21 protein-coding genes and 1 pseudogene are annotated in these 19,681 nt (G+C 72.3%); 11 read left to right on the top strand and 11 right to left on the bottom strand.

Annotated elements, in window-relative coordinates; genetic code table 11:
• The 6 genes from TN53_RS31920 to TN53_RS47505 form a co-directional block, all read right to left on the bottom strand.
• A partial coding sequence (locus TN53_RS31920) for a lantibiotic dehydratase family protein (protein ID WP_046262232.1) occupies window positions 1-2,289 on the bottom strand: 2,289 nt, incomplete at its 3' end.
• Window positions 2,286-3,686, bottom strand: a complete 1,401-nt coding sequence (locus tag TN53_RS31925) for a metallopeptidase TldD-related protein (RefSeq protein ID WP_046262233.1) — start codon at window positions 3,684-3,686, stop codon at window positions 2,286-2,288. The genes TN53_RS31920 and TN53_RS31925, both read right to left, overlap by 4 nt.
• A complete protein-coding gene (locus TN53_RS31930; protein WP_046262234.1) occupies window positions 3,683-4,960 on the bottom strand; it encodes an MFS transporter in 1,278 nt (425 codons plus the stop codon). Before TN53_RS31930 ends, TN53_RS31925 begins: the two co-directional genes overlap by 4 nt.
• Before the next feature lie 37 nt (window positions 4,961-4,997).
• Window positions 4,998-6,224, bottom strand: a complete 1,227-nt coding sequence (locus TN53_RS44275; RefSeq protein ID WP_052745344.1) for a ThiF family adenylyltransferase — start codon at window positions 6,222-6,224, stop codon at window positions 4,998-5,000.
• Window positions 6,221-7,174, bottom strand: coding sequence for an aKG-HExxH-type peptide beta-hydroxylase (locus TN53_RS31940; RefSeq protein ID WP_046262235.1), 954 nt, complete (start codon window positions 7,172-7,174; stop codon window positions 6,221-6,223). Before TN53_RS31940 ends, TN53_RS44275 begins: the two co-directional genes overlap by 4 nt.
• Before the next feature lie 183 nt (window positions 7,175-7,357).
• Complete coding sequence (locus TN53_RS47505) at window positions 7,358-7,498, bottom strand: hypothetical protein (protein WP_159038223.1); 141 nt, start codon at window positions 7,496-7,498, stop codon at window positions 7,358-7,360.
• A 179-nt stretch (window positions 7,499-7,677) separates the two neighbouring features.
• On the opposite strand from TN53_RS47505, the gene TN53_RS31945 reads away from it, so the two are divergent.
• The 5 genes from TN53_RS31945 (at window position 7,678) to TN53_RS31965 (ending at window position 11,241) form a co-directional block, all read left to right on the top strand.
• Window positions 7,678-8,589, top strand: coding sequence for an amidohydrolase family protein (locus TN53_RS31945; protein ID WP_095046842.1), 912 nt, complete (start codon window positions 7,678-7,680; stop codon window positions 8,587-8,589).
• Window positions 8,590-8,710: 121 nt separating this feature from the next.
• Window positions 8,711-9,202 carry a MarR family winged helix-turn-helix transcriptional regulator gene (locus tag TN53_RS31950; RefSeq protein WP_046262237.1) on the top strand — a complete coding sequence of 164 codons (492 nt, stop codon included), beginning with the start codon at window positions 8,711-8,713 and terminating at the stop codon, window positions 9,200-9,202.
• Between the two features lie 167 nt (window positions 9,203-9,369).
• The gene (locus tag TN53_RS31955) at window positions 9,370-9,990 is read left to right on the top strand and encodes a DsbA family protein (protein ID WP_046262238.1); all 621 of its coding nucleotides are present in this window, start codon (window positions 9,370-9,372) and stop codon (window positions 9,988-9,990) included.
• Window positions 9,991-10,018: 28 nt separating this feature from the next.
• Entirely contained in the window at window positions 10,019-10,828 is an 810-nt protein-coding gene (locus TN53_RS31960; protein WP_046262239.1) for an MBL fold metallo-hydrolase, read from the top strand.
• 2 nt (window positions 10,829-10,830) lie between these two features.
• A complete protein-coding gene (locus tag TN53_RS31965; RefSeq protein WP_095046843.1) occupies window positions 10,831-11,241 on the top strand; it encodes a nuclear transport factor 2 family protein in 411 nt (136 codons plus the stop codon).
• A 193-nt stretch (window positions 11,242-11,434) separates the two neighbouring features.
• Here TN53_RS31965 and TN53_RS47510 read toward each other — a convergent pair whose 3' ends face one another.
• Window positions 11,435-11,770, bottom strand: coding sequence for a hypothetical protein (locus tag TN53_RS47510; protein WP_159038224.1), 336 nt, complete (start codon window positions 11,768-11,770; stop codon window positions 11,435-11,437).
• 52 nt (window positions 11,771-11,822) lie between these two features.
• Window positions 11,823-12,905, bottom strand: coding sequence for an alpha/beta fold hydrolase (locus tag TN53_RS31975; protein ID WP_052745345.1), 1,083 nt, complete (start codon window positions 12,903-12,905; stop codon window positions 11,823-11,825).
• Window positions 12,906-12,957: 52 nt separating this feature from the next.
• On the opposite strand from TN53_RS31975, the gene TN53_RS31980 reads away from it, so the two are divergent.
• On the top strand, window positions 12,958-13,572 hold the full coding sequence (locus tag TN53_RS31980) for a TetR/AcrR family transcriptional regulator (protein ID WP_046262242.1): 615 nt from the start codon (window positions 12,958-12,960) through the stop codon (window positions 13,570-13,572).
• 36 nt (window positions 13,573-13,608) lie between these two features.
• Here the strand turns inward: TN53_RS31980 and TN53_RS31985 are convergent, their stop codons facing one another.
• Complete coding sequence (locus tag TN53_RS31985; protein WP_234441746.1) at window positions 13,609-14,232, bottom strand: phosphoribosylanthranilate isomerase; 624 nt, start codon at window positions 14,230-14,232, stop codon at window positions 13,609-13,611.
• Window positions 14,233-14,304: 72 nt separating this feature from the next.
• Window positions 14,305-15,876 (bottom strand): CBM35 domain-containing protein, encoded by a 1,572-nt coding sequence (locus tag TN53_RS31990; RefSeq protein WP_199924682.1) that lies wholly within the window; start codon window positions 15,874-15,876, stop codon window positions 14,305-14,307.
• A gap of 305 nt (window positions 15,877-16,181) precedes the next feature.
• Here TN53_RS31990 and TN53_RS31995 point away from each other — a divergent pair.
• A pseudogene (locus TN53_RS31995) lies at window positions 16,182-16,475 on the top strand (alpha/beta hydrolase); the annotation flags it as partial.
• 89 nt (window positions 16,476-16,564) lie between these two features.
• Entirely contained in the window at window positions 16,565-17,242 is a 678-nt protein-coding gene (locus TN53_RS47515) for an ankyrin repeat domain-containing protein (protein WP_046262244.1), read from the top strand.
• Between the two features lie 66 nt (window positions 17,243-17,308).
• Here the strand turns inward: TN53_RS47515 and TN53_RS32005 are convergent, their stop codons facing one another.
• Entirely contained in the window at window positions 17,309-18,091 is a 783-nt protein-coding gene (locus TN53_RS32005; protein ID WP_046262245.1) for a hypothetical protein, read from the bottom strand.
• Between the two features lie 116 nt (window positions 18,092-18,207).
• Between TN53_RS32005 and TN53_RS32010 the strand changes: the two genes are divergently transcribed.
• From TN53_RS32010 to TN53_RS32020, 3 genes are all read left to right on the top strand, one after another.
• Window positions 18,208-18,537, top strand: a complete 330-nt coding sequence (locus TN53_RS32010) for an antibiotic biosynthesis monooxygenase family protein (protein WP_046262246.1) — start codon at window positions 18,208-18,210, stop codon at window positions 18,535-18,537.
• A gap of 125 nt (window positions 18,538-18,662) precedes the next feature.
• Entirely contained in the window at window positions 18,663-19,505 is an 843-nt protein-coding gene (locus TN53_RS32015; RefSeq protein ID WP_046262247.1) for a helix-turn-helix domain-containing protein, read from the top strand.
• Entirely contained in the window at window positions 19,502-19,678 is a 177-nt protein-coding gene (locus TN53_RS32020; RefSeq protein ID WP_046262248.1) for a DUF397 domain-containing protein, read from the top strand. The genes TN53_RS32015 and TN53_RS32020 overlap by 4 nt, the downstream gene beginning before the upstream one ends.
• The last annotated feature ends 3 nt before the right edge of the window (window positions 19,679-19,681 follow it).

A 19,681-nucleotide genomic window follows, 5' to 3' on the forward strand; every position in this document is an offset into this window, starting at 1 on the left:
GTAGCCGTGGGGGACGGCGGGCCGCCGGTCCGAGGGGGTCGCAGAGGGGGCGGACACCGGTGTGGTCGTGGTGGGGGTGTCTGCCGTGGTCAGGGGGAAGACGGCCTCTACCAGGTGGGTGCCGTGGGGGGAGTGGGCCCAGGAGTGTTCGTGGGAGAGGGATTCGGTCAGGGTTACGGGGTTTTTCTGGGCGTGGCGGAGCAGTAGGTGGAGGTCTACGGGGTCGTCGAGGTGGAGGGGGAGCTGGCGGTCGCCGTCGACCAGCGTGACGTGTGCGGGCACGTTCCACTGGCGGCACCACTGGGCGAAACGCTCGTAGCAGGAGGCGCCGTGGGTGAGGGCCGGTTCCAGGCGCCAGGTCTGCGGGCTGAGGACGGTGCGTCCGCGGCGTACGCGTGGCAGCCAGGGCGCGGTGGTGAGGGTGCCCCAGTCGAAGCCGAGGGCGAGGTTCTCCCCGGCGGCCGCGGCGAGGAGGTGGGCGCTGTGGGGGCCGGTGGTCTCGGCGTTGAGAGCCGTCGCCGCTCTGGGGAGTACCCGGCTGCCGAGGGCGCGGGACCAGACCTGGGGGCCGTCGGGGCCGGGAAAGAGCAGCAGGTCATGGAGGTGGAGGTCGCCGGGGCGGGAAGCGTCGACCGGGCTGTTGGTGTGGATGCGGGCGGGGCGGGTCAGCGCGGCCCGGGCGACGTTCTCGGCGGGGGCCTGCCGGGGCCGGTAGGTGAGGTCGGCGAGGACGACGGGGCCGCCCGACCGGTCGGCGGCTGCCTGGTCGGTCCGGTCGTGGATGGTGCGCAGCGCCTGCTCGCCGACGGGGCCGAGCGCGGGGGCGAAGCGGGCCAGTGCGGTGCCCGCGCTGGTACTGGCGGGCCGGCGCACATGCAGCTCGAAGTCGCCGCGCCGCAGCGCCGCGAGGTCGGGCGCGGCGACGACCGCGAAGAGGTCGAGTTCCGTGACCGGCGCCGCCTCGGACGCCGGGGCGACCGCGTCCAGCAGGGTGTCGTCCAGCACGATCTCCGCTCGCCCCTCCCGCAGGGCGTCCGCGTACGCGGCGAGCAGCGCCGGAGGGGTGGAGGGCGGACGGGCCGGGAGCGGTGGGCAGTGGAACTCCGCGAGGGGCACCGCGTAACCGTCACTGACGCGCCGTAGCTGCTGCTGCAGGTGGCGTCGCTCGCGGGCCGTGGCGAACCGGGCGAGGACGGCCGCCGCGCGCTCCGCCTCCGCCCGTACCTCGGGGCCGAACGCGATGTCGGCCTCGACCAGGGTGTCCACGTGCAGGGGGCTGCCCGTGCCCGGGTCCGCGCCGGCCGACCGTGCGACCCGGTCGGCGAGGTCGTGGACGCGGGTGAGGGCGTCCTCGGCTTCACCGGGCGGGGTGTCCGCGTATGCGGTCAGGGCAGCCTCGTACTCCTCCAGGAGTCGCGTCGGTTCGGGGTGGAGTGCCGTGCGGCGCAGATGTTTCAGTACGTGGCCGAGGGGGTCGTCGGTGTGTGCGGGCGGCTGGAGTTCGCAGACGAGGAAGCCGTGTGCGACGAGTGTGGCGAGCAGTCGTCCGGCGTCCTGCGGGGAGAGGCCGTGGGCTCGCGCCGCCGCCTGGAGGCTGTCGCCCCTGGCCGGCCGTGCGGCGGTGTCCAGGACGGCTTCGAGCGGGGGCGTGGTCCGCAGCGCCACGCGGCTGACGCGGGCGTCCGGGGCCGTCAGCACATGGGTGGTGCCGTCGCGTCGTACGGCGGGACCGGCCGTGTACGTCGACGCGGTCAGGCTCTGCGGGGACCGTGCCAGTGCCTGCACGACCGCGCGCAGCCACGCCGCGTCCGGGCGTACCGCGCGGCGATGGCGGTGCGGTGGTGCCATCCGCCCCCGGGCGGTGTCCGCGAACGGTGCCACGGTCACCCCCGCGAACAGCCCGAACGGCGTGGCGCGGCCCCGCATCCGTGCCGCGTAGGCGGTCAGACTGGCCGCGAGCGACCGCAGCCGCTTCTCCGGAAGCCGGTCGAGGGGCTGCCGGCAGATGAGCGCCGTGGACGGACTCGCCAGCGCGACGGCCTCCCGCAGTACGTCGTCGCGCAGCAACTCCTCGATACGGGCCCGCAGTTGCCCGGCGGTGGGCGCCGCCGCGGCCGGAACGGCGCCGTCGGCGGCGCGGTCCGTCGGGGCGAGGGGAAGGCGTACGAGGGCGGGCCCGGCGACGGTGAACGTGCCGGGGTGGGAAACATCGGCCGTCGATCGGCCTCCCTGCGCCGGGACTTGGGAGGTCGGGGCCGGGGCGCTCCTGTCTGCGTGGTCGGCCGTCATGCGCCGTGTCCCGGTGCGGGCTGGGGAACCGCGGCTCGTGGTGGGGCGAGCGGGCGGTGCGGGTGTGTCGTGACGGCGCCGGTGAGGAGGGCGGGTGTGGTGGCGCCGACGGGGAGGCTGCCGGAGGTCGCCAGGCAGTACGCGGACCACGGCCGGACGGTGGCGGCACAGCCCACCGCCCTTACGTCCCGGAGCAGTTGCCGCGCCTCGGCCGTGACCACGAAGGGCTCCAGCCGGTACTCGGCGGTGCCGTCCCGGTACGTCGCGTCCTTGACCTCCAGTACGACGGTGCCGTCCCGGTGGTCCAGCGAGCCGAAGCCCAGCCGGTGGACGCGGACCACGGGGACGACGGTGGCGCCGAGAGCGGTGTCCAGGGCCGTCGGGGCGGGCGCGGATGCCAGGGTGAGGTGGCTCATGCGGGGTTGCGGGGCGTGCCGGGCGTCCTCGGTCCGCCACGGGCCGTCGGCGGTGTCGGCGAGCAGGCCCGTCAGCCGCCCGGCGGTGAGCAGGGGCCGCCGACGGGTGGCCTCGCCCAGCATCGTGTACCGGTGCGCTCCGAAGCTCCCGGCGCGGGTGGGGTCGTCGTCGACGCCGAGCCCGTCGAAGGCCACGTGCCGGCCGCCGTGTTCCGCCAGCAGGGACGGGCGGTGCCCGGTGCTCTCCAGCAGATGGCCGCAGACCTCGTGCAGAAAGGCGCCCGCACTGCCGTCCACGAACAGCAGCTGTACGCGGGGCGCGACCGTCCGGGGCCGCGCACCGGCCCGGCGTACCGCGGCCTCCACGCGCTCGGCGAGCGAGTCCGGCCCCCACGGCACCTCACCGCTCCAGCCGGTGTCGGCATCGGCGACGAGCCGCCCCGCCCTGAGCACGTCCACGACGACCGCCGCGGTGCGCAGGGTCTCGCGTACCGCAGGCCCCTGCGCGGGGACGAACAGCCGCTCCTCCACGACGGTGTGCGCCTCGGCGACCACGTCGTACCCCTCGACGCCGGGCAGCCGCCGGAGGATCCCCTCGACGAGGTCCGCCGCATCCCGCTCCCCGGCCGGCGGCGCGGCCAGGGGCAGATCCGGACCGGCCGGAGCGCCGACGCCGTTGCCGTCCGCCGCGCGTCCCACGACCTCGTGCACCGCATGCGTCCCGTACCCGTCGACTGCCGCGTGGCGCACCTCGTACGGGCCCCCGCCCGCTCCCGGAACGAGGGCGAACGCGGTGGTGGTCCGCCGGATGTGGTCGGCGACCCGGCGGACCTCGGCGGGCCCGGTACCCCTGCGGGTGGCCGCCGCGGCCGCGCGCCGGTGGCAGCGGACCGTCACACACGCCGGCCCGCCCCCCGCGGCCAGCACCGCCACGCCCGCGCTCGCCCGGGTCAGGGCGCGCTCGTCCGCCACCGTGGTCATGACGCGGGCTCCGTGGCCGGGGCGGGAACGCTCACCGGCCGCGGACGGGCCCGGTGATGGCGTAGGGCGGGCAGGAAGGCCAGGGCAGCTAGGCCGCTGCCCGCCAGTCCGAGGACCCAGGTTCCGGTGACCGTGTCGAACGCCGCGACCGCCGCGCCCAGGAGCACCCCGCCCAGCGCGAAGCCGCCGGTGATGGACGACTCGACCAGGCCGTAGAAGGGACCGGAGTCGTCCTTGCCGACCCGGTCGGCGTACGACGTCCAGTACATCGGTTCCGGGATGTTGGCCGCCGCGCCCAGGGCCACCGCGCACAGCAGCGCGATCAGCAGGTCCGGGCTGGAGCCGAGCAGTCCGAGGACGGCGCCCATCGACACGACGCTGGTCACGCAGAGCAGGAGGTGTCCCTGGGTGGCGACCCTGCCGCCGATCAGCACGCCGACGACGCTGCCGATACCGACGGCGGCGGTCAGCCAGCCGATCGCCCCGTCTCCGGCGTCCAGACGGTCGCCGAGCAGGGGCAGCAGGACCAGCGAGGCGCCGGCCACGGTGCAGGCGATCGCCTGGGTCAGGACGCAGGCCAGCACGGCCGGGTCCTTGCGCATGGCGCGGACGGCGGTGGCGAGGGCACCGCCTCGCAGTCCGACCGGCGAGGCGGCCGGCTCCCGCCGGCGCGGCTCCTCGGTGGTCGCGGGCGGGCGTACCGAGAGGACGAAGGCCATGGACAGCAGGAAGCTGGCCGCGTCCGCGACCAGGGCACCGACATTGCCGACCGTGGTGGTCAGCAGGCCACCGACCGCGGGGGCGACGACGATGACCGTGGTACCCGTCGCACCGAGCACGGCGTTGAAACCGGCCCGCTGTTCACTGTCGATCACATCGCGCTGGAAGCGGCGCTCGGCCGGTCCGTGGAAGGCGCTCACCGAGGCGCACCCCACCACGAGGACCACGAGCAGCCAGGCCGGTTGATCCGCGGCGGCCGCCGCGGCGGCCAGCAGGAGCAGCAGGGCCCGCAGCGCATCGGCGACGATCATGAGCGTCCGGGGCGCGAGCACCGCCCCCCACCGCCCCGCCCAGGGGCCCAGCGCGAAGGGCACGACGACCCGCAGGGCCGTGAACAGGGACAGCGCACCGGCCCCGCCCGCCTCGAAGACCAGCACGCTCATGGCGACGTAGAGGATCCAGTCGCCGGCCTTGGAGATCGCGTCCGCCGCGAGCAGCCGCCGGGCCTCGGGGACGTGCGCGATGCTCCGGTAGTTCGTCAAGGCGTTCTTCATGGGCTTGCTCTCCTCGTTCGCCGATCCGGTCGTTCGCTCAGCCGGCCACCGGACCGTGGGCGCCCTCGGCACAGTCACAGGCGGGGTGTCCGGGGAACGGCTCCAGCACGGTGTGGGGGTGCTGGAAGCGCACCACTCCCCCGGCCGTGGACGGCGGCGCGGCACCGGTCAGATGCAGGACGATCTCCGTGGTCATCAGGTGGGCCACGGTGAGCGGCCCGGACACGAAGGCCGGGTAGCGCCAGGACGTCTTGGCCGCGAGGGCGTCCACCAACAGGTCGTGGCGGTCGCCCAGTTCGGCGCGCAGCCGGTGTTCCAGACACCCGAAGCAGCCGGTGGCGCCGGGCCGGTACATCGGGCCGACCGAGCCGGCGAAGGCACCCAGGTAGGGCGTGCGGTTCTCCTTGCAGGCCTCGTCGATCCACCGGTTGAGGACGAAGCGCGGCGCGTCGGCGCAGACCGCCACGAAGTCGGCTCCCTCGATGCAGCGCAGTACGTCCTGCGGGTCGCGGACGTACTGGTCCAGCACCCGGTGGGAGGTGTACGGGGAGAAGCGCGTCAGCTGCTCGGCGAGGCAGTCGGCCTTGCCCTGTCCGCTCTGGTCCGGGCTGTAGAGGATCTGCCGGACCAGGTTGGACGGCTCGACGGTGTCGCCGTCGACGAGGGTCAGCCGTCCCACACCCACGGCGGTGAGCGCCTGGGCCAGCAGACTGCCCGCCCCGCCGAGGCCGATGACGGCCACATGGGCCTCGCGCAGCCGGCCGAAGTAGTCCCAGTGGCCCTGGGCGTCGGTGGACAGGCTGCCCAGCCACTCCAGTTCGGTGGAGAAGCGCTCGACCAGCGCGTCGTCGGCCCACGCCGGGCGCTCGCCGTCGCGCAGCGGTACGAGGATGCCCGCCCGGGCCAGCGGGGCGAGGAGCCGTGCCACCCGGTCGACGACGTCGGGGGAGGCGGCGCCGACGACACGGGCGGCGGCCTCCTTCAGGGTGGGCCGCTCGCTCTCGATGAGCAGCAGGATGCGGCGCAGGGTCCGGGGAGGTCCGGAGATCACCCGGTGGTCGGCGTAGACGCTGTCGAAGAACAGGGAGCCGTCGGCGAGTTCGAGCATTTCCCACTGGTTGCTGAACTGCCAGCGCTGATCCGCCTCGGACGGGAGCGCGGTGTGTTCGGCGGTGGTCCGTCCGGCGACGCCGAACCGTGGGGGCGCCGCGGCGACGGGGTCGGTGGCAGTATCGGTGGGGTCGGTGGCGGTGGCCGGCGTCATGAGGGCACGCCCTCTCGCGCCAGGCAGGCTCCCATCGACACCCGGAGCGCCCTGCCGTCGTCGGTCCATCGGGCCGTGTCGTCCAGGAGGGTCAGCGCGTCGTTCAGCGAGTCCAGGGCGAAGCGGCGCCGCTCCTCGACGGGGCAGCCGTCCAGGGGGCCGCCCCGGGGATGGACGTCCAGATAGCGCCGGAACCCCTCGGCGATACGGCACATGACGAACGCGGCGTGCAGGACACCGCGCAGTGGCCGGGGGTCGGGGCGCAGCGCGTGGGTGCCCACGGCCTCGGGGTTGGCGATGAAGTGGGTGAACTGTTCGCGCAGGGCCAGCGAGTGGTGGGCGGTCTCGTGCAGCAGCAGTTCGTACATGCGCAGCGGGTCGCTCGCCTCCTCGACCTCGGCGTAGACGGTGCCGTAGGTGCTCTGGACGGTGGCGGAGCGCAGCGGCCCGCGGGCGAAGACCAGGTATCGCACCAGGGTGTTGTGCTCGGCCCAGGCCTCCGGCCAGCAGCCGGCGAGGGCCTGCCGGGCCAGGCCCAGCGCGGTGCGTACGTCGTCGGGGAGGTCGACGACGACCGTTCCCGCCTCTTCCTCGCCCCAGTTGAGGGAGCGCAGTACCTCCTGGAACCCGTCGCGCAGCCACGGCGGGTCGGTACGCCCGGTGTAGACCTCGGTGGGTCCGGGTGTCCCGGCTTCCGTCAGCCGGCGCGTCAGCTCGGTGAGGCCGGCCTCCGGGGCGCCGCCCTTGTAGACGGAGTGGACGGTGGCCGGGGGGAGCCGTCGGGCACCGCGGACCAGCTCCTCCACGAGGGGGCGCTCGGTCTCGCTCAGTGCGGCCGCGGCGCGGCGGGCCAGGCTGCGGTGGAAGACCGCGGCGAGCCGCTCGGTCGCGGCCACTTCGATGACGACCGAACGCGCCTGTTCGGCCAGGTCGGCGGGGATCGCCTTCACTGCTTCTCCTCCTTCGTCGCTCTGACGTCGCTCCGTCGTCGCTGCCGCTTCGCTCCGTTCGCTTCCCGAGGGGCGAAGAGCTGGGGCGGGACCTCGGATCCGAGGTCCCGCCCCGAGTGCGGGCCGTCGTCACGGCCGCCGTCACCCCGCGGATCGCGGTGGTGGAAGCTCTCGGCCGGCGACTCAGGCGAGGCGCGGCTCGGTGTAGGTGAAGGAGGTCTCCGCCGTCTCGAGCTCGATCTCGACGTCCAGGTCCGCGGCGACCTTCGTCTCGACCTGGTCCTCGACCTGGGCGGACTGCATCTCGTTGATGTTCTCGGCCATTTCCGTCTCCTTGAGTCGGGCCCGCCGTTCGGGCTGTGACTCAAGAGTCCGCCACGGCCGGGGGCCCAACCAGTCGGTAAAGCACACGACTTGACAGGCGGGAGTGACCCTTGTAGCGAAGCGCCACGGGGTGCGGCGCGGGTGGACGCGCGGCCCCGTCAGAGGCGATCGTGGGCGGCATGAGCGATCAAGCGGCCATGAGCGACATCCCTTCGGACGAGGAAGCCGGCGAGGTGCGCCGCTTCTGGGGGCGGCTGGGGCTTCCGGGGCTGATCGACGTGCATACGCACTTCATGCCCGAGCGGGTCCTGCGCAAGGTCTGGGAGTACTTCGACGCGCTCGGAGAGCTGACCGGCGGCCTGGAGTGGCCGATCACCTACCGGCAGGAGGAGGCGGAACGAGCGTCGCTGCTGCGGGAGTTCGGTGTACGCGCCTTCACCTCGATGCTCTACCCGCACAAGCCGGGCATGGCCCGGTGGCTGAACGACTGGGCGGCCGACTTCGCCCGCCGTACGCCCGACTGTCTGCACACCGCCACCCTCTTTCCCGAGCCGGACGCCGAGGCCTACGTCCGCGAGGCCGTCGAGGCGGGCGCGCGGGTCCTCAAGGCACATGTGCAGGTGGGGGCGTACGACCCGGCCGACGAACTCCTGGACGGGGCCTGGGGGTTGCTGGCGGAGGCCGGGGTCCCCGTCGTCATCCACTGCGGCTCCGGGCCGGCGCCCGGCAAGCACACCGGCCCCGAGCCGATCGCCCGGGTGCTGGGGCGCCATCCCCGGCTGCGGCTGATCGTGGCGCACATGGGGATGCCCGAGTACGAGGACTTCCTCGGCCTCGCGCAGCGGTACGGGGAGGTGCGGCTGGACACGACGATGGCGTTCACCGACTTCACCGAGGACTTCATCCCGTTCCCCCGCCGGGCCCTGCCCCGCCTGACCGACCTCGGCGACCGCATCCTGCTCGGCACCGACTTCCCCAACATCCCCTATCCGTACCTGCACCAGCTGCATGCCCTGGAGCGGCTGGATCTCGGGGAGGAGTGGCTGCGGCGGGTGTGCCACGACAACGCGGCGGAGTTGTTCGGGCTGTGAGCCCGCTCGTGGGGCGGGCCCGAAGAGACGGTCGGCGGGACCCACCCCGCCCTCACCCACTCGACCGGCACGGCATGATCAGGGGTGCACCGGCGGGGACGAGGAGAAGGGCGGCTGAGCCGTGGACGAACGGGAGATCTCGACGGCGAAGGATGCCGCGGACCATGAGCTGGTGCTCGCCTTCGGGCGGCTGCAGGGCGCGGCGAACCGGCTGGAGTACATCCTGGGGCGGTCCCTGGAGGTGGAGTGCGGGATCAGCCATCTCATGTTCGAGGTGCTGCTCATCCTGGGCCGGGCGGGTGAGCCAGGGCTGTCGATGCGGGCCGTCGCCCAGGAGCAGGTGCTGACGACCGGCGGCGCCACCCGGCTGGTGGACCGTATGGAGGCGGCGGGCCTGGTCGAGCGGGCCGAGGATCCCGGTGACCGGCGTGGGCGTCTGGTGCGGCTGACGCCCCGGGGCGAGGAGACCGCGGTCGCCGCCGCACGGGTGCATGTGGAGAACATCCGCCGCTATTTCGTGGCCCCTCTGCCGGCCGAGGACCGCGAGCGGTTCGCGGAGGATCTGCGCATCCTGAGCCATTCGGCGCGGGACGTCCTCCCCCGCCTGCCCTGACAGCGACGCTCTGAGCTGCGGCCGGGCGCCGGCCTTGCTCTAATGGCCGGAGAGGCACAGGTGTGGCAGCCGTCACACCTGACAGGAAATATCTGACACGTCAGTTACTGTTTTGTCAGGTGAATCGCTCGCAACCGGCGGGTGCCACACCCTTGTCGAGGTCTTCCATGCAGCTCGTCTACGTCTTCGACGCCTACTGCGGCTGGTCCCACGGTTTCTCCGGGACGCTCCACGAGGCGGCTTCCCGCCACCCCGAGCTGCCGGTGGAGGTGGTCTCCGGCGGTCTGTTCACCGGATCGCGCCGGGTCCCGATCCGCGAGTTCGGCTACGTCCAGGGCGCGAACGCCAAGATCGCCGAGCTGACCGGCGCCGAGTTCGGCGAGGACTACGAGCGGCTGATCGCCGACGGCTCGTTCGTCATGGACTCCGAGGCCGCCGCCCGTGGCGTCGCGGCCCTGCGCCAGGTGGCCCCCGACCGCGCGGCGGAGCTGGCCGCGGCCCTGCAGGACGCCTTCTACGTCGACGGCCTGAGCCTGTCCGACCCGGCCACCTACCGCACGGTGGCCGAGGCGGCCGGGCTGGACGCGGACGCCGTCGTCGCCGCCTTCGAGGCGCCCGGAACGCGGGCCGCAGCCGAGGCCGACTTCCGCCGCGGCGCCGCACTGGGCGTCACCGGCTTCCCCACCCTCCTGGCGGTCGACGGCGACTCCATCACCGTGCTGGCCCACGGCCACGCCACCGCCGACGAGATCGACCGGCGACTGGCCACCCTGACCACCACCCGCTGAACCCCACCCCCTCCATGAGGAGCCCCGCATGAGCACGCTCTCCTTCAAGATCCTCGACCTCGACTTCCCGGCCGGCAGCAGGAACAAGACCGCCACCCTCATCACGGGTGAGACCGAGGCGCTGCTGGTCGACGCCGCCTTCACCCGCGCCGACGGCCATCGCCTGGCCGCCGAGATCCTCGACTCCGGCAAGAAGCTCACCACCGTGTTCGTCTCCCACGCCGACCCCGACTTCTACTTCGGCGCCGAAGTGATCGCCGACGCCTTCCCCGAGGCGAAGTTCGTGGCCACCCCGATCGTCATCGAGCACGTCAAGCACTCCTACGAGGGCAAGCTCAAGGCGTGGGCCGCGCTCGGCCCGAACCTGCCCACCCGCCTGGTCGACCTGACCCCGCTGACCGGCGACGACCTGACCCTGGAGGGCCACCGCTTCGAGCTCAAGGGCGGCACCGCCGACCTGCCCGACCGCCACTACCTCTGGCAGGCCGAGCACCGCGCCCTCCTCGGCGGCGTCCTGCTCTTCCAGCAGGAGCACGTCTGGGTCGCCGACACCGCCACCCCCGAGTCCCGCGCCGCCTGGATCAAGCTCCTGGACGAGATGGCCGCCCTCGACCCCCAGCTCGTCGTCCCCGGCCACCGCCTCCCCGACACCGCCGCCGACGCCAGCGCCATCACCGCCACCCGCGACTACCTCCTCGCCTTCGAGGAGGAGCTCGGCAAGGCGGCCGACGGTGCCGCGCTGACCGAGGCGCTCATCGCGCGCTACCCCGGCAACGGCATGCTGATCGCCGCCCAGATCGGTGCGAAGGTCGCCAAGGGCGAGATGAAGTGGGGCTGACCATGACCGAGTTCGCGGAATCCACCGCGCCCGCGGATGTCGTACGCCGCCAGTACCTGGCCTCCGCCGCCGGTGACCTGGAAGCCCTGCGCGCCACCCTCGCCCCCGACGTCGAGTGGACGGAGATGGCCGGCTTCCCCCTCGCCGGCACCTACCGCACCCCCGACGGCGTCACCGCCAACGTCATGGAGAAGCTCGGCCAGGACTGGGACGGCTGGGCCGCCCACGACGACACCTACGTCGTCGACGGCGAGAACGTCGTCGTCCTGGCCCGCTACACCGCCGTCAACAAGGCCACCGGCAAACCGATCGACGTACGCGTCGCGCACCACTTCGTCGTACGCGGCGGACTCATCGTGCGCTTCGAGCAGTTCGTGGACACGGCTCTGGTCCGCGAGGCGATGACGGACTGACCGGGACAGGGGCGCCGCCCACGGGGCATCAGGCCCGGGCGGTGTCCGACTCCCCGTAGGCGTAACTCCGGTCCGTCGCCCGGAACTTGTCGCCACCTGGTCGCCGACTCGGGAGCGGCTCCCGCGACAGGACAGTCACACGCGTCCCGTAGCCTGCATGCTCCGAAGTCGCCAGGGGGGGGCGACGTTGGACTCAGGTGATGCGCGGACGATGCGGTTCGGCGTGCTGGGACCGGTCGAGGTGCTGCATGGCAACGTTGCCCTCGACCTGGGACCCCGCCAGCGCGGCGGGCCCGACGGCACCGGCTGCGGACGGTACGGGAGCCGGTACCCGATAGCCGGGCGCCGGTTCCAGGGCGGGCCGCTTGCGGGGAACGCCGAGGCCGGACCACCACAAATCGGCACGTCTGTCCGAGGCTGTGCACCGGGCGGGCCTGGCGGCGCCGGTGACGGGAGCCGACAGCCGTCCCGGAGCGGGGGCGGTGGGCTCGGTGACCGACGGGTCGGTGTCCCGCGTTGTTTCGGTCAACTCGCTTGCCTGACAGTCGGTTTGCCTCCACCTTTCCGGTGTTCGGTCGTCGTCACCGGAACTGTGGGCGGGTCAGGAGCCAGGTCCAGGTCGCTGCCAGGAGGGGCCGTATGTGTTCGGCCGCGCAGTGGGTGGCGCGCGGGACGATCCAGACCGTGGTGCCGGGGAGGTCGGCGAGGCGTGCGGTGTCGCCGCGGGGGACGAAGTGGTCGTGGGCGCCGTTCACGGCGAGGAGGGGTACGGCGCTGTCGGTCGGTGCCGGGTCCAGCAGGCCCTGGCGGCGCAGGGAGAAACCGGCGAGCAGGGCGTCGATCTCCCTCGCCTCCGGCATGCCGTCCAGGCCGAGCGCGTTGGCGAGGATGCCCGGCATGCCGTACGGCAGCGCGAGCACGTCGACCGGCTCCTCGGGCTCGGCCGCGCCGGTGGGGCCGCCGATGTCGATCGCCGCGTCGACCACGCCCCGCAGGGCCAGCTTGACCGCCCAGTGCCCGCCGAAACTCAGGCCCAGACAGGCCACGGGCGCGCCGGGGCGCCACCGCCGTAGCTCCGAGACCAGGCCGGCCAGCAGACGGTCGGCGTCCGGGGTCAGCGGCCCCGGGGCCTCGCCGGTGCCGGGCATGTCGACGCAGACCACGAGCAGGCCCGTCGCCAGCGCGGTCGCCATGGCCATACGGTGCAGCTCGACCTTCCAGGTGTCGACACCGCCCGACAGCACCAGCGTCCCGGGACGGCGGCGTCGGCGGCGGGCCATGAGGTGCACGGGCAGCGAGACCCTCGCACCGTCCAGCGGCACCTCCACGGTCCCCCGGGCGAACCGCACCGGCAGCCGCCGTCCGCCGGCAGCCCTCGCGTAGGCGGCGCGCTGACGCTCGTACGCCTCCTGTCGTTCCGGTGTGGCCGGCGCGGGAAAGCGGGCCGCGCCCCAGAGTTGGGCCGCGCGCAGCCACCGCCCCTCGGCCTCCGCCTCGCGGGCCAGGCGTGCCCACACCGGTACCCAGCCGTGCGGGCCGGTGCCCCACATGTCGGTGATCCCGGCGCGCGCCCGGGCGACGGTCGGGGCGGGGATGCCCCAGGCGGCGAACTGGCGGGACCGTTCTGCGAAGAGCGCCTCGGGGGCGATGTCGAAGGTGAACACCGCCCTAGAGTGGGCGCGATCCTCCCCCGGAACAACTCGCATTGGACGGGCCGTGACCCCACCCGCCACACCGCGTAAAAGGCCACGTCAGGAGCGGTCCCAGGAGACCTACGACGCGATCGTGGAAGCCGCTGCTCAGCTTTTCGAACGGGACGGCTACACCAGGGCGACCACGAACCACGTCGCCGAGCGCGCGGGCGTGTCCATCGGCTCGCTCTACCAGTACTTCCCGAACAAGGACGCACTGCTCTACGCCGTCGGCGAGCAGCACATGCGGCACCTGACCGCCGAACTCGCCTCGCTGGTGGCGGAGTTGCGGCGCGACCTTCCCCCACTCGCCGACTGTGTCCGCGCACTGGTCCGCGGTCTCGCCGCCCCGCACCTGGCCCGCCCCCGGATGCACCGGCTGCTCTACGACCAGGCCCCGCGCCCGGCGGAGGCCGCGGCTCGGCTTCGGCAGGTGCAGCAGGGGATCGCCGTCGAGGTCGAGTTCCATCTGTGGCGGCTGGGCGTCGGCGGCCCCGATCCGGGGCTCACCGCGCTGCTGCTGGTGCAGGGCGTGGAGGCGCAGTTGCACGGCGCCCTGCTCGACCCGCCGCCCGGGCGCACCGTCGAGGAGGTGATCGGCGCGGTGGAGGCGCTGTGCCTCAAGGCACTGGCGCCCTGACCTCACCCCGCGCCGGCCGCCCGGCCCCGTTCGCCGTCAGCCCTGCGGCCGGGCCGCCTTGACGAAGGCGGTGATCAGGGCGGGGTCCTTCACGCCGCGGGCGTGTTCCACTCCGCTGGAGACGTCCACGCCCCACGGGCTGGTCGCCTCGACGGCCACCCGGACGTTGTCGGGGGTGAGCCCGCCGGCGAGGAGCCACTTCTCGCCGGGGGCGGCGAGGGGCTTGCTGGACCAGTCCCAGGCGATGCCGGAGCCGGGGACGGGGGCGTCGAGCAGGAGCATGTCCTCGCCGTACTCACCGACGCGAGGCACGGAGTCGCCGAAGGCGGCGGCGCGGATCAGGGTCCAGTCGCCGGTGGCGAGGTCGGCGTAGTACGCGTGGTCCTCGGGGCCGTGCAGCTGGACGGCCCCGATGCCGGACTCGTCGGCCATGGCGCGTACGAAGTCCAGGGGCTCCTTGCGGAAGACGCCGACCGTCAGGACGTGCTCGGGCACCCGGCGGCCGAGCCGGAGGGCCGTGGCGGCGTCGACACGGCGCGGGCTCCGGGAGAAGACGAAGCCGATGGCGTCGGCGCCGGCCTCGACGGCCGTGTCGACGTCCCGCTCGGTCTTCAGGCCGCAGATCTTGATGAACAGGGTTTCGCTGGAGTTCTCGCTCACGGGTCCCAGACTGCCGTATGGCGCACGGAAGGCCCGGATCGGGGACCCGGGCCTCACCCGCGCGACGTGTCCTTACAGCGTGACCTTGGTGCCGCCGATCGTCACGACCAGCGTGCCGTCCGAGGCGATGGACCAGGCCAGGGCGCCGGAGTAGGCGGAGCAGCGGGAACCGTTGGTGCCGGACCAGAACTGGTTGGAGCTGTCGGCGTCACCGACGTACCGGTCGGACGATCCGCTGGTGCAGGAGGTGTTGTTGCGGAACACCGAGGTACCGGCGTCGAAGTTGAAGTTGCGCTCGGTGTTGGCGATGCTCAGGTTGTTCGAGATCGTCATCTTGCCCGGGTTGCTGTTGTAGGTGAACCCGTGCTTGCCGTTCTCGAAGGCGATGCTGCGCTTCACGACGTGGTTGACCGCGATGTCGTCGCCGCCGAGCTTGTAGCCGTTGCGGTCGCCGTTGCCGGCCGTGGTGCCGTCGCTGAGGGTGCCGTTGTCGTAGGCGAGGGAGTCCTCGATGGTCACCGGGCCGATGGCACCGGTGTCGGTCTTGGTGTAGAGGTCCCAGCCGTCGTCGATGTTGTTGTGGGAGACGGCGTACCGGAAGACGTTGCCGCTGCCGGTCGTCAGCTTCGCGGCGAAGCCGTCGGCGTCCTCGCCGTCGGAGTCGGCGTTGTCGTGCGACTCGGCGCTGAGGATCAGGTTGTTGGCCGGCCACTCGCTGCTGGGGGTGGAGGAGGCGATCCGGCCGAGCTGGAGCCCGGTGTCACGGTTGTAGCGGGTCACCGTGCGCTCGATGACGTTGTTGCTGCCGCCGACGTAGATCCCGTTGTCACCGGCGCGCTCGACGACGAGCCCCTTGACGTGCCAGTAGTTGGCGTTCAGCTGGAGCCCGCGGTTGGACGAACTCTCGGTCTGCGCCGAGAAGTTGAGAACGGGCTTCTCACCCGCGTAGGCGGCGAGGGTGGTCCGGGCGGACGCGGTCCCGTTGCTGCCGGCCGGGATGGTGACCGTCGCGGAGTGGTTGTACGTCCCTCCGCGCAGGTAGATCGTGCCGCCCGAGGACACCTTTCCGATCGCCGAGGCGAGGGTGGTCGGGGCGTCGATCGTGCCGGCCGCGCCCGCGGTGCCGCTGGGCGAGACGTAGAGCGCGCCGCCCGCGGGAGGTGTGGTGCCGCCGTCGGGGGTCGTGGCGTCGAGGTAGTCGACGTTGGGCAGGCCATTGGCGGTGGTCGGGGAGAGACGGATGGTGTTGCTGCCCGAACCGACCGGCACGGTCAGGGTCTTGGTGGTCCAGCCCGTCCAGGTGCTCGTGCCCTCGAAGGAGGCCGTGCTGACCGTCGTACCGTTCACGATGATGTTCGCCGGCCGGGCGGTGGTGGTGCCGTTGGCGAAGCGGACGGCCACGGTCGCCGTGCCCGCCGCGGGTGCGGTCACGGTGAACTGGGCGTAGCCGCTGGTGGCGTTCGTGGCGTTGCAGAAGCCGCTGCCGGAGTAGCCGGTCCAGTCGGACTCGATGGCGCCGGTGCAGACGGCCGGTGACGTCTCGGCCTCGTAGCGGGCGGTGGCGGCCTGTGCGGTGGGGCCGGACAGGGCGACGAAGGTGCCGCCGAGGAGGGCGGCGCAGGCTATGGCGGGTCTCAGGTGCATCGTGGATCTCCATCTCCAGGACGGTGCGGGTCGTGCCAGAGGGGTGGAGCGGGGGTGCCGAGAGCAGCGCTTGGAAAGCGCTTTCCCCCGGAAGGTAGGAGTGCTGGCCTGAGCACGTCAATAGTCCGGTAGCTGATTTCTGTTCACATGAGAGAACACCGCGGAGACATCCCGGAAACACCTGTGCGTTCCCTGTGGAACTGGAAACCCCTCGAACTCCTCTTCATCCACGGGTTCTTGGTGTCACATCAGCTACAGGGGGAACACACCGTGCTCAGACCACTCAAAACCGTCGGCGCGGCGGAGGTGACCCGGACACCCCCTACCGGGACGCGGTGGCGCTGTCGCGGGAGCTCGACAACGGACGGCTGCTCACGTTCGAGGCCGAGGGACACACGGCGTTCGGGCGCAGCGCGTGCGCGACGGACGCTGTGACGGCATACCTGGTCGCCCTGAAGGTCCCGAAGCGGGGCACGAGTTGCGCGGACGAGACCCAGCCGCCGTCGTCGACGCCCACGGTGGCTCCGCCCGGTACGACGCTGAGTGAGCTGCGGAACGGGGTGAGCGACCGGGTGGAACGCATCGGCACCCTGCGCTGACTCCCCTGAGGCGCCGGTCCGTTGTCCGGGCCGGCGCCTCGCCCATGGGCCAACCAGGCCTCGTCCTCATGATCCGTAGACTCGACGCCATGGCCGTGGAGAGCAGCGCACAGTGGGACGGGGTCGTCCGCCGGGACTCCGTCAAGGAGAAGTGGGCGGCGGAGCGGGACCGGCTGTCCGACGCCGCGCACAGCGGCGACTGGAAGACCGCCTTCCAGGTCCTCGACGAGCGCCCCGAATGGATCAACTCCGGGCGCCTGGACGGTCGTAGCGCCTACGGCCCCCTGCACCAGGCCGCCTGGCACGGCACCGACGTCGAAACGGTGGGCCGCCTCCTCGCCCGCGGCGCCTGGCGCACCCTGCGCTCCACGGACGGCACCCGCCCGGTGGACATCGCCGTACAACGCGGCCACCAGCACCTGGTCGCCCTGCTGTCACCGGCCTACCGCCACCCGCAGCCCCAGGACGTCCTGGACCGCCTCCGCACCCACCTCCACCGCCTGATCCACCACCGCTCGGGCGGCGGCACGGGCACCGACGACCTCGCCACCCGACACGCGCTGCGCCTCCCCGACCCGGCGGTCCTGACGGAACTCGACATCCCCCAGCTCTGGTTCCCCGTCCCCGGCATGTACGGCGGCTTCCACATCAAGCTTCAGGGCAGTGAGTTGAGCGTGGACAGCTGGGTGCGGGTGGTCGGCGGCTCGGAACGGACGGACCTCGTGACGGTGGACGGCGTACACCTCCAGGAGGGGCGGATGCTGTGAGGGACAGCGGGCGCGCATCACCCCCTGCCTCCCACAGCACAGCAACTACGCCATGACCTCCCGCACCTAGCGGACGTCGACGAAGTCGCCCGGGGCCTTGGCCGCGCCGGTCGTCATGGTGCCGCGGAAGTAATAGCGCCAGTAGCGGTCGGCGCTGACGGTGCCCGTGGTGGTGGCGACGCCGTAGGTGTTGGTCTCGACGTAGCCGAGTGGCTCGTAGTAGTCCGTGCCCGGCCTGCGGAACTGGAGCGAGACGTTCTGGTTCGCGTAGCCGCGGTAGTCGTGGGTGTCCCAGTTGGCCCGGGTGAGCTTGCCCGAGACGGTGAGCCTGCCGCCCTTGGCGACCGGCTCCGGGGAGGCGTTGGTGGTCAGCTTGGCGTAGCGCTTCATGAAGAAGGTGGTGTGGCCGTCCGCCGTCACGTAGTCCCCGTCATTGGCCCGGACGTCGACGGCCACCGTCCAGATGCCGGCCAGCGAGTTCTTCAGGTCGCGCCGGGGGGCGACCGTGTAGTGCTTGGTGCAGACGGAGGTGGTCCCGTCGGCCTTGCAGACCGGCGTCGTCTCGGCGGCCTTCAGGACCGCGTCGGCCGTGGCGAGGCTCTTCCCGTGATAGAGCGTGAAGTCCGCGACGTCGATGCCGGAGTCGTCGCTCGCCGTCAGACTCACGGTGATCTTCCGCGAGTCCGTGACACCCAGCACGACGTCGTTGCCCGAGCCGCCCCCGCCGGTGATCCGGAAGGCCCCGGCGTCGGCGTTGCCCACCACCTCGTCCGCCTGAGCTCCCGGCACGAGAAGCGCGGCTATGGCGAGCGCGCCCGTCAGGGCAGCGCCGATCGTCGTTCTGCGCATGAGGTCCCCCCATGGGACAGGCCCGCCATCCCCATGGCAGGCCGCTGATGAATGGACGCAGTGTACGTACCGGTGATCACACCTGAAACACCTGGTGCGTGGCGGACAATGGGGGCATGAGCATCGTCAAGATCAACGTACTCACAGTCCCCGAAGAACAGCGCGCGGAGCTGGAGAAGCGGTTCGCCGCCCGGGCCGGCGCGGTGGAGGGCTCGGACGGCTTCGAGTGGTTCGAGCTGCTGCGGCCCGTGGAGGGCACCGACACCTACCTCGTGTACACGCGGTGGCGCTCCGAGGAGGACTTCGAGAAGTGGCGGTCCCAGATGGGGGCCTCCCACGGCAGTGGCGGTGGCGCCCAGGGCGGGGCGCAGCAGAAGCCCGCGGCGACCGGGGCGACGCTGTGGTCCTTCGAGGTGGTGCAGTCCGCCGGGCCCAAGGAGGGCTGATCCCGGCGTTTCCCTGACGTGGGTCACTCTCCGTGTCCATCATGGAACCCCGCGCGCACCCGTACAACTTCCTTGTACGGGTGCGCGCAGGTGAACGTACCGGCGCGGCGGGGGAGTTCAACGTCATGGGAACGACGACAGGTCCACGGTCGCGGGGCTCACGCAGGAACGCCTCGGCGATGAAGATGGTGGGCGCGCTGCTCGCCGTGTTCCGGACGGCGGCCGGGTATACGCAGCAGTCACTGGGTGAGGTGTTCGCGGGCGTGGGCGAACAGACCATCGCCTCCATCGAGCAGGGGAGACGGCGGCTGATGCCGGACCTCGCCGACCAGTTCGACGAACTCCTCGACACCAGGGGGGCGTTGGCGGAGGCGCTCAAGTACATGCCGGAGGTGGACCTGGTCCCGCTGTGGGCGGAGGAGTTTCTGCAGCGGGAGCGGGAGGCGATCGCGATCTCGTGGTACGAGAGCCAGGTGCTGCCCGGCCTGCTCCAGACGGATACGTACGCGGAGGGCGTCTTCCGCAGCCGTGTGCCGGTCTACGACGAGGATGAGATCGCGCAGTTGGTGGCGGGCCGCGTGGAGCGTCGGGCGATCCTGCACCAGAAGGACCGGCCGATGACCAGCTTCGTCATCTGGGAGCCGGTGGTGAATGCGCCCATCGGCGGGACGGATGTCTGGGTCGAGCAGTTGCGGCACCTTCGTACGTGTTCCGAACTCCCCGGCCTCATGCTCCAGGTGCTGCCGCTGAAGCGCACCACACATGCGGGGCTCAACGGGCCGTTCATCCTCCTGGAGACCCCGGAACACCAGCGGCTCGCCTACATGGAAACCCAGCGCGGCAGTCAACTCGTCGCAGATCAGGACGAGGTGGCGATCCTCAACCAGAAATATGCCATGCTGCGGTCACAGGCCCTCACCCCCGAGGACACGAGGGATCTGCTGGACCGTCTGCTGGGAGAGCAATGAGCGACACGGCACTTCAGTGGTTCAAGTCGAGCTACAGCGGCGATGAGGGCGGCGCATGCGTGGAGGTCGCCACCCAGCCCGCCGCAGTGCACGTCCGCGACTCCAAGAACCCCTCCGGTCCGCAGCTCACCGTCGCTCCGGACGCCTGGGCCGCCTTTATCGCCCAGAGGTAGCGC

It is taken from the genome of Streptomyces sp. WM6386 (assembly GCF_000972385.1).
Lineage (GTDB): Bacteria > Actinomycetota > Actinomycetes > Streptomycetales > Streptomycetaceae > Streptomyces.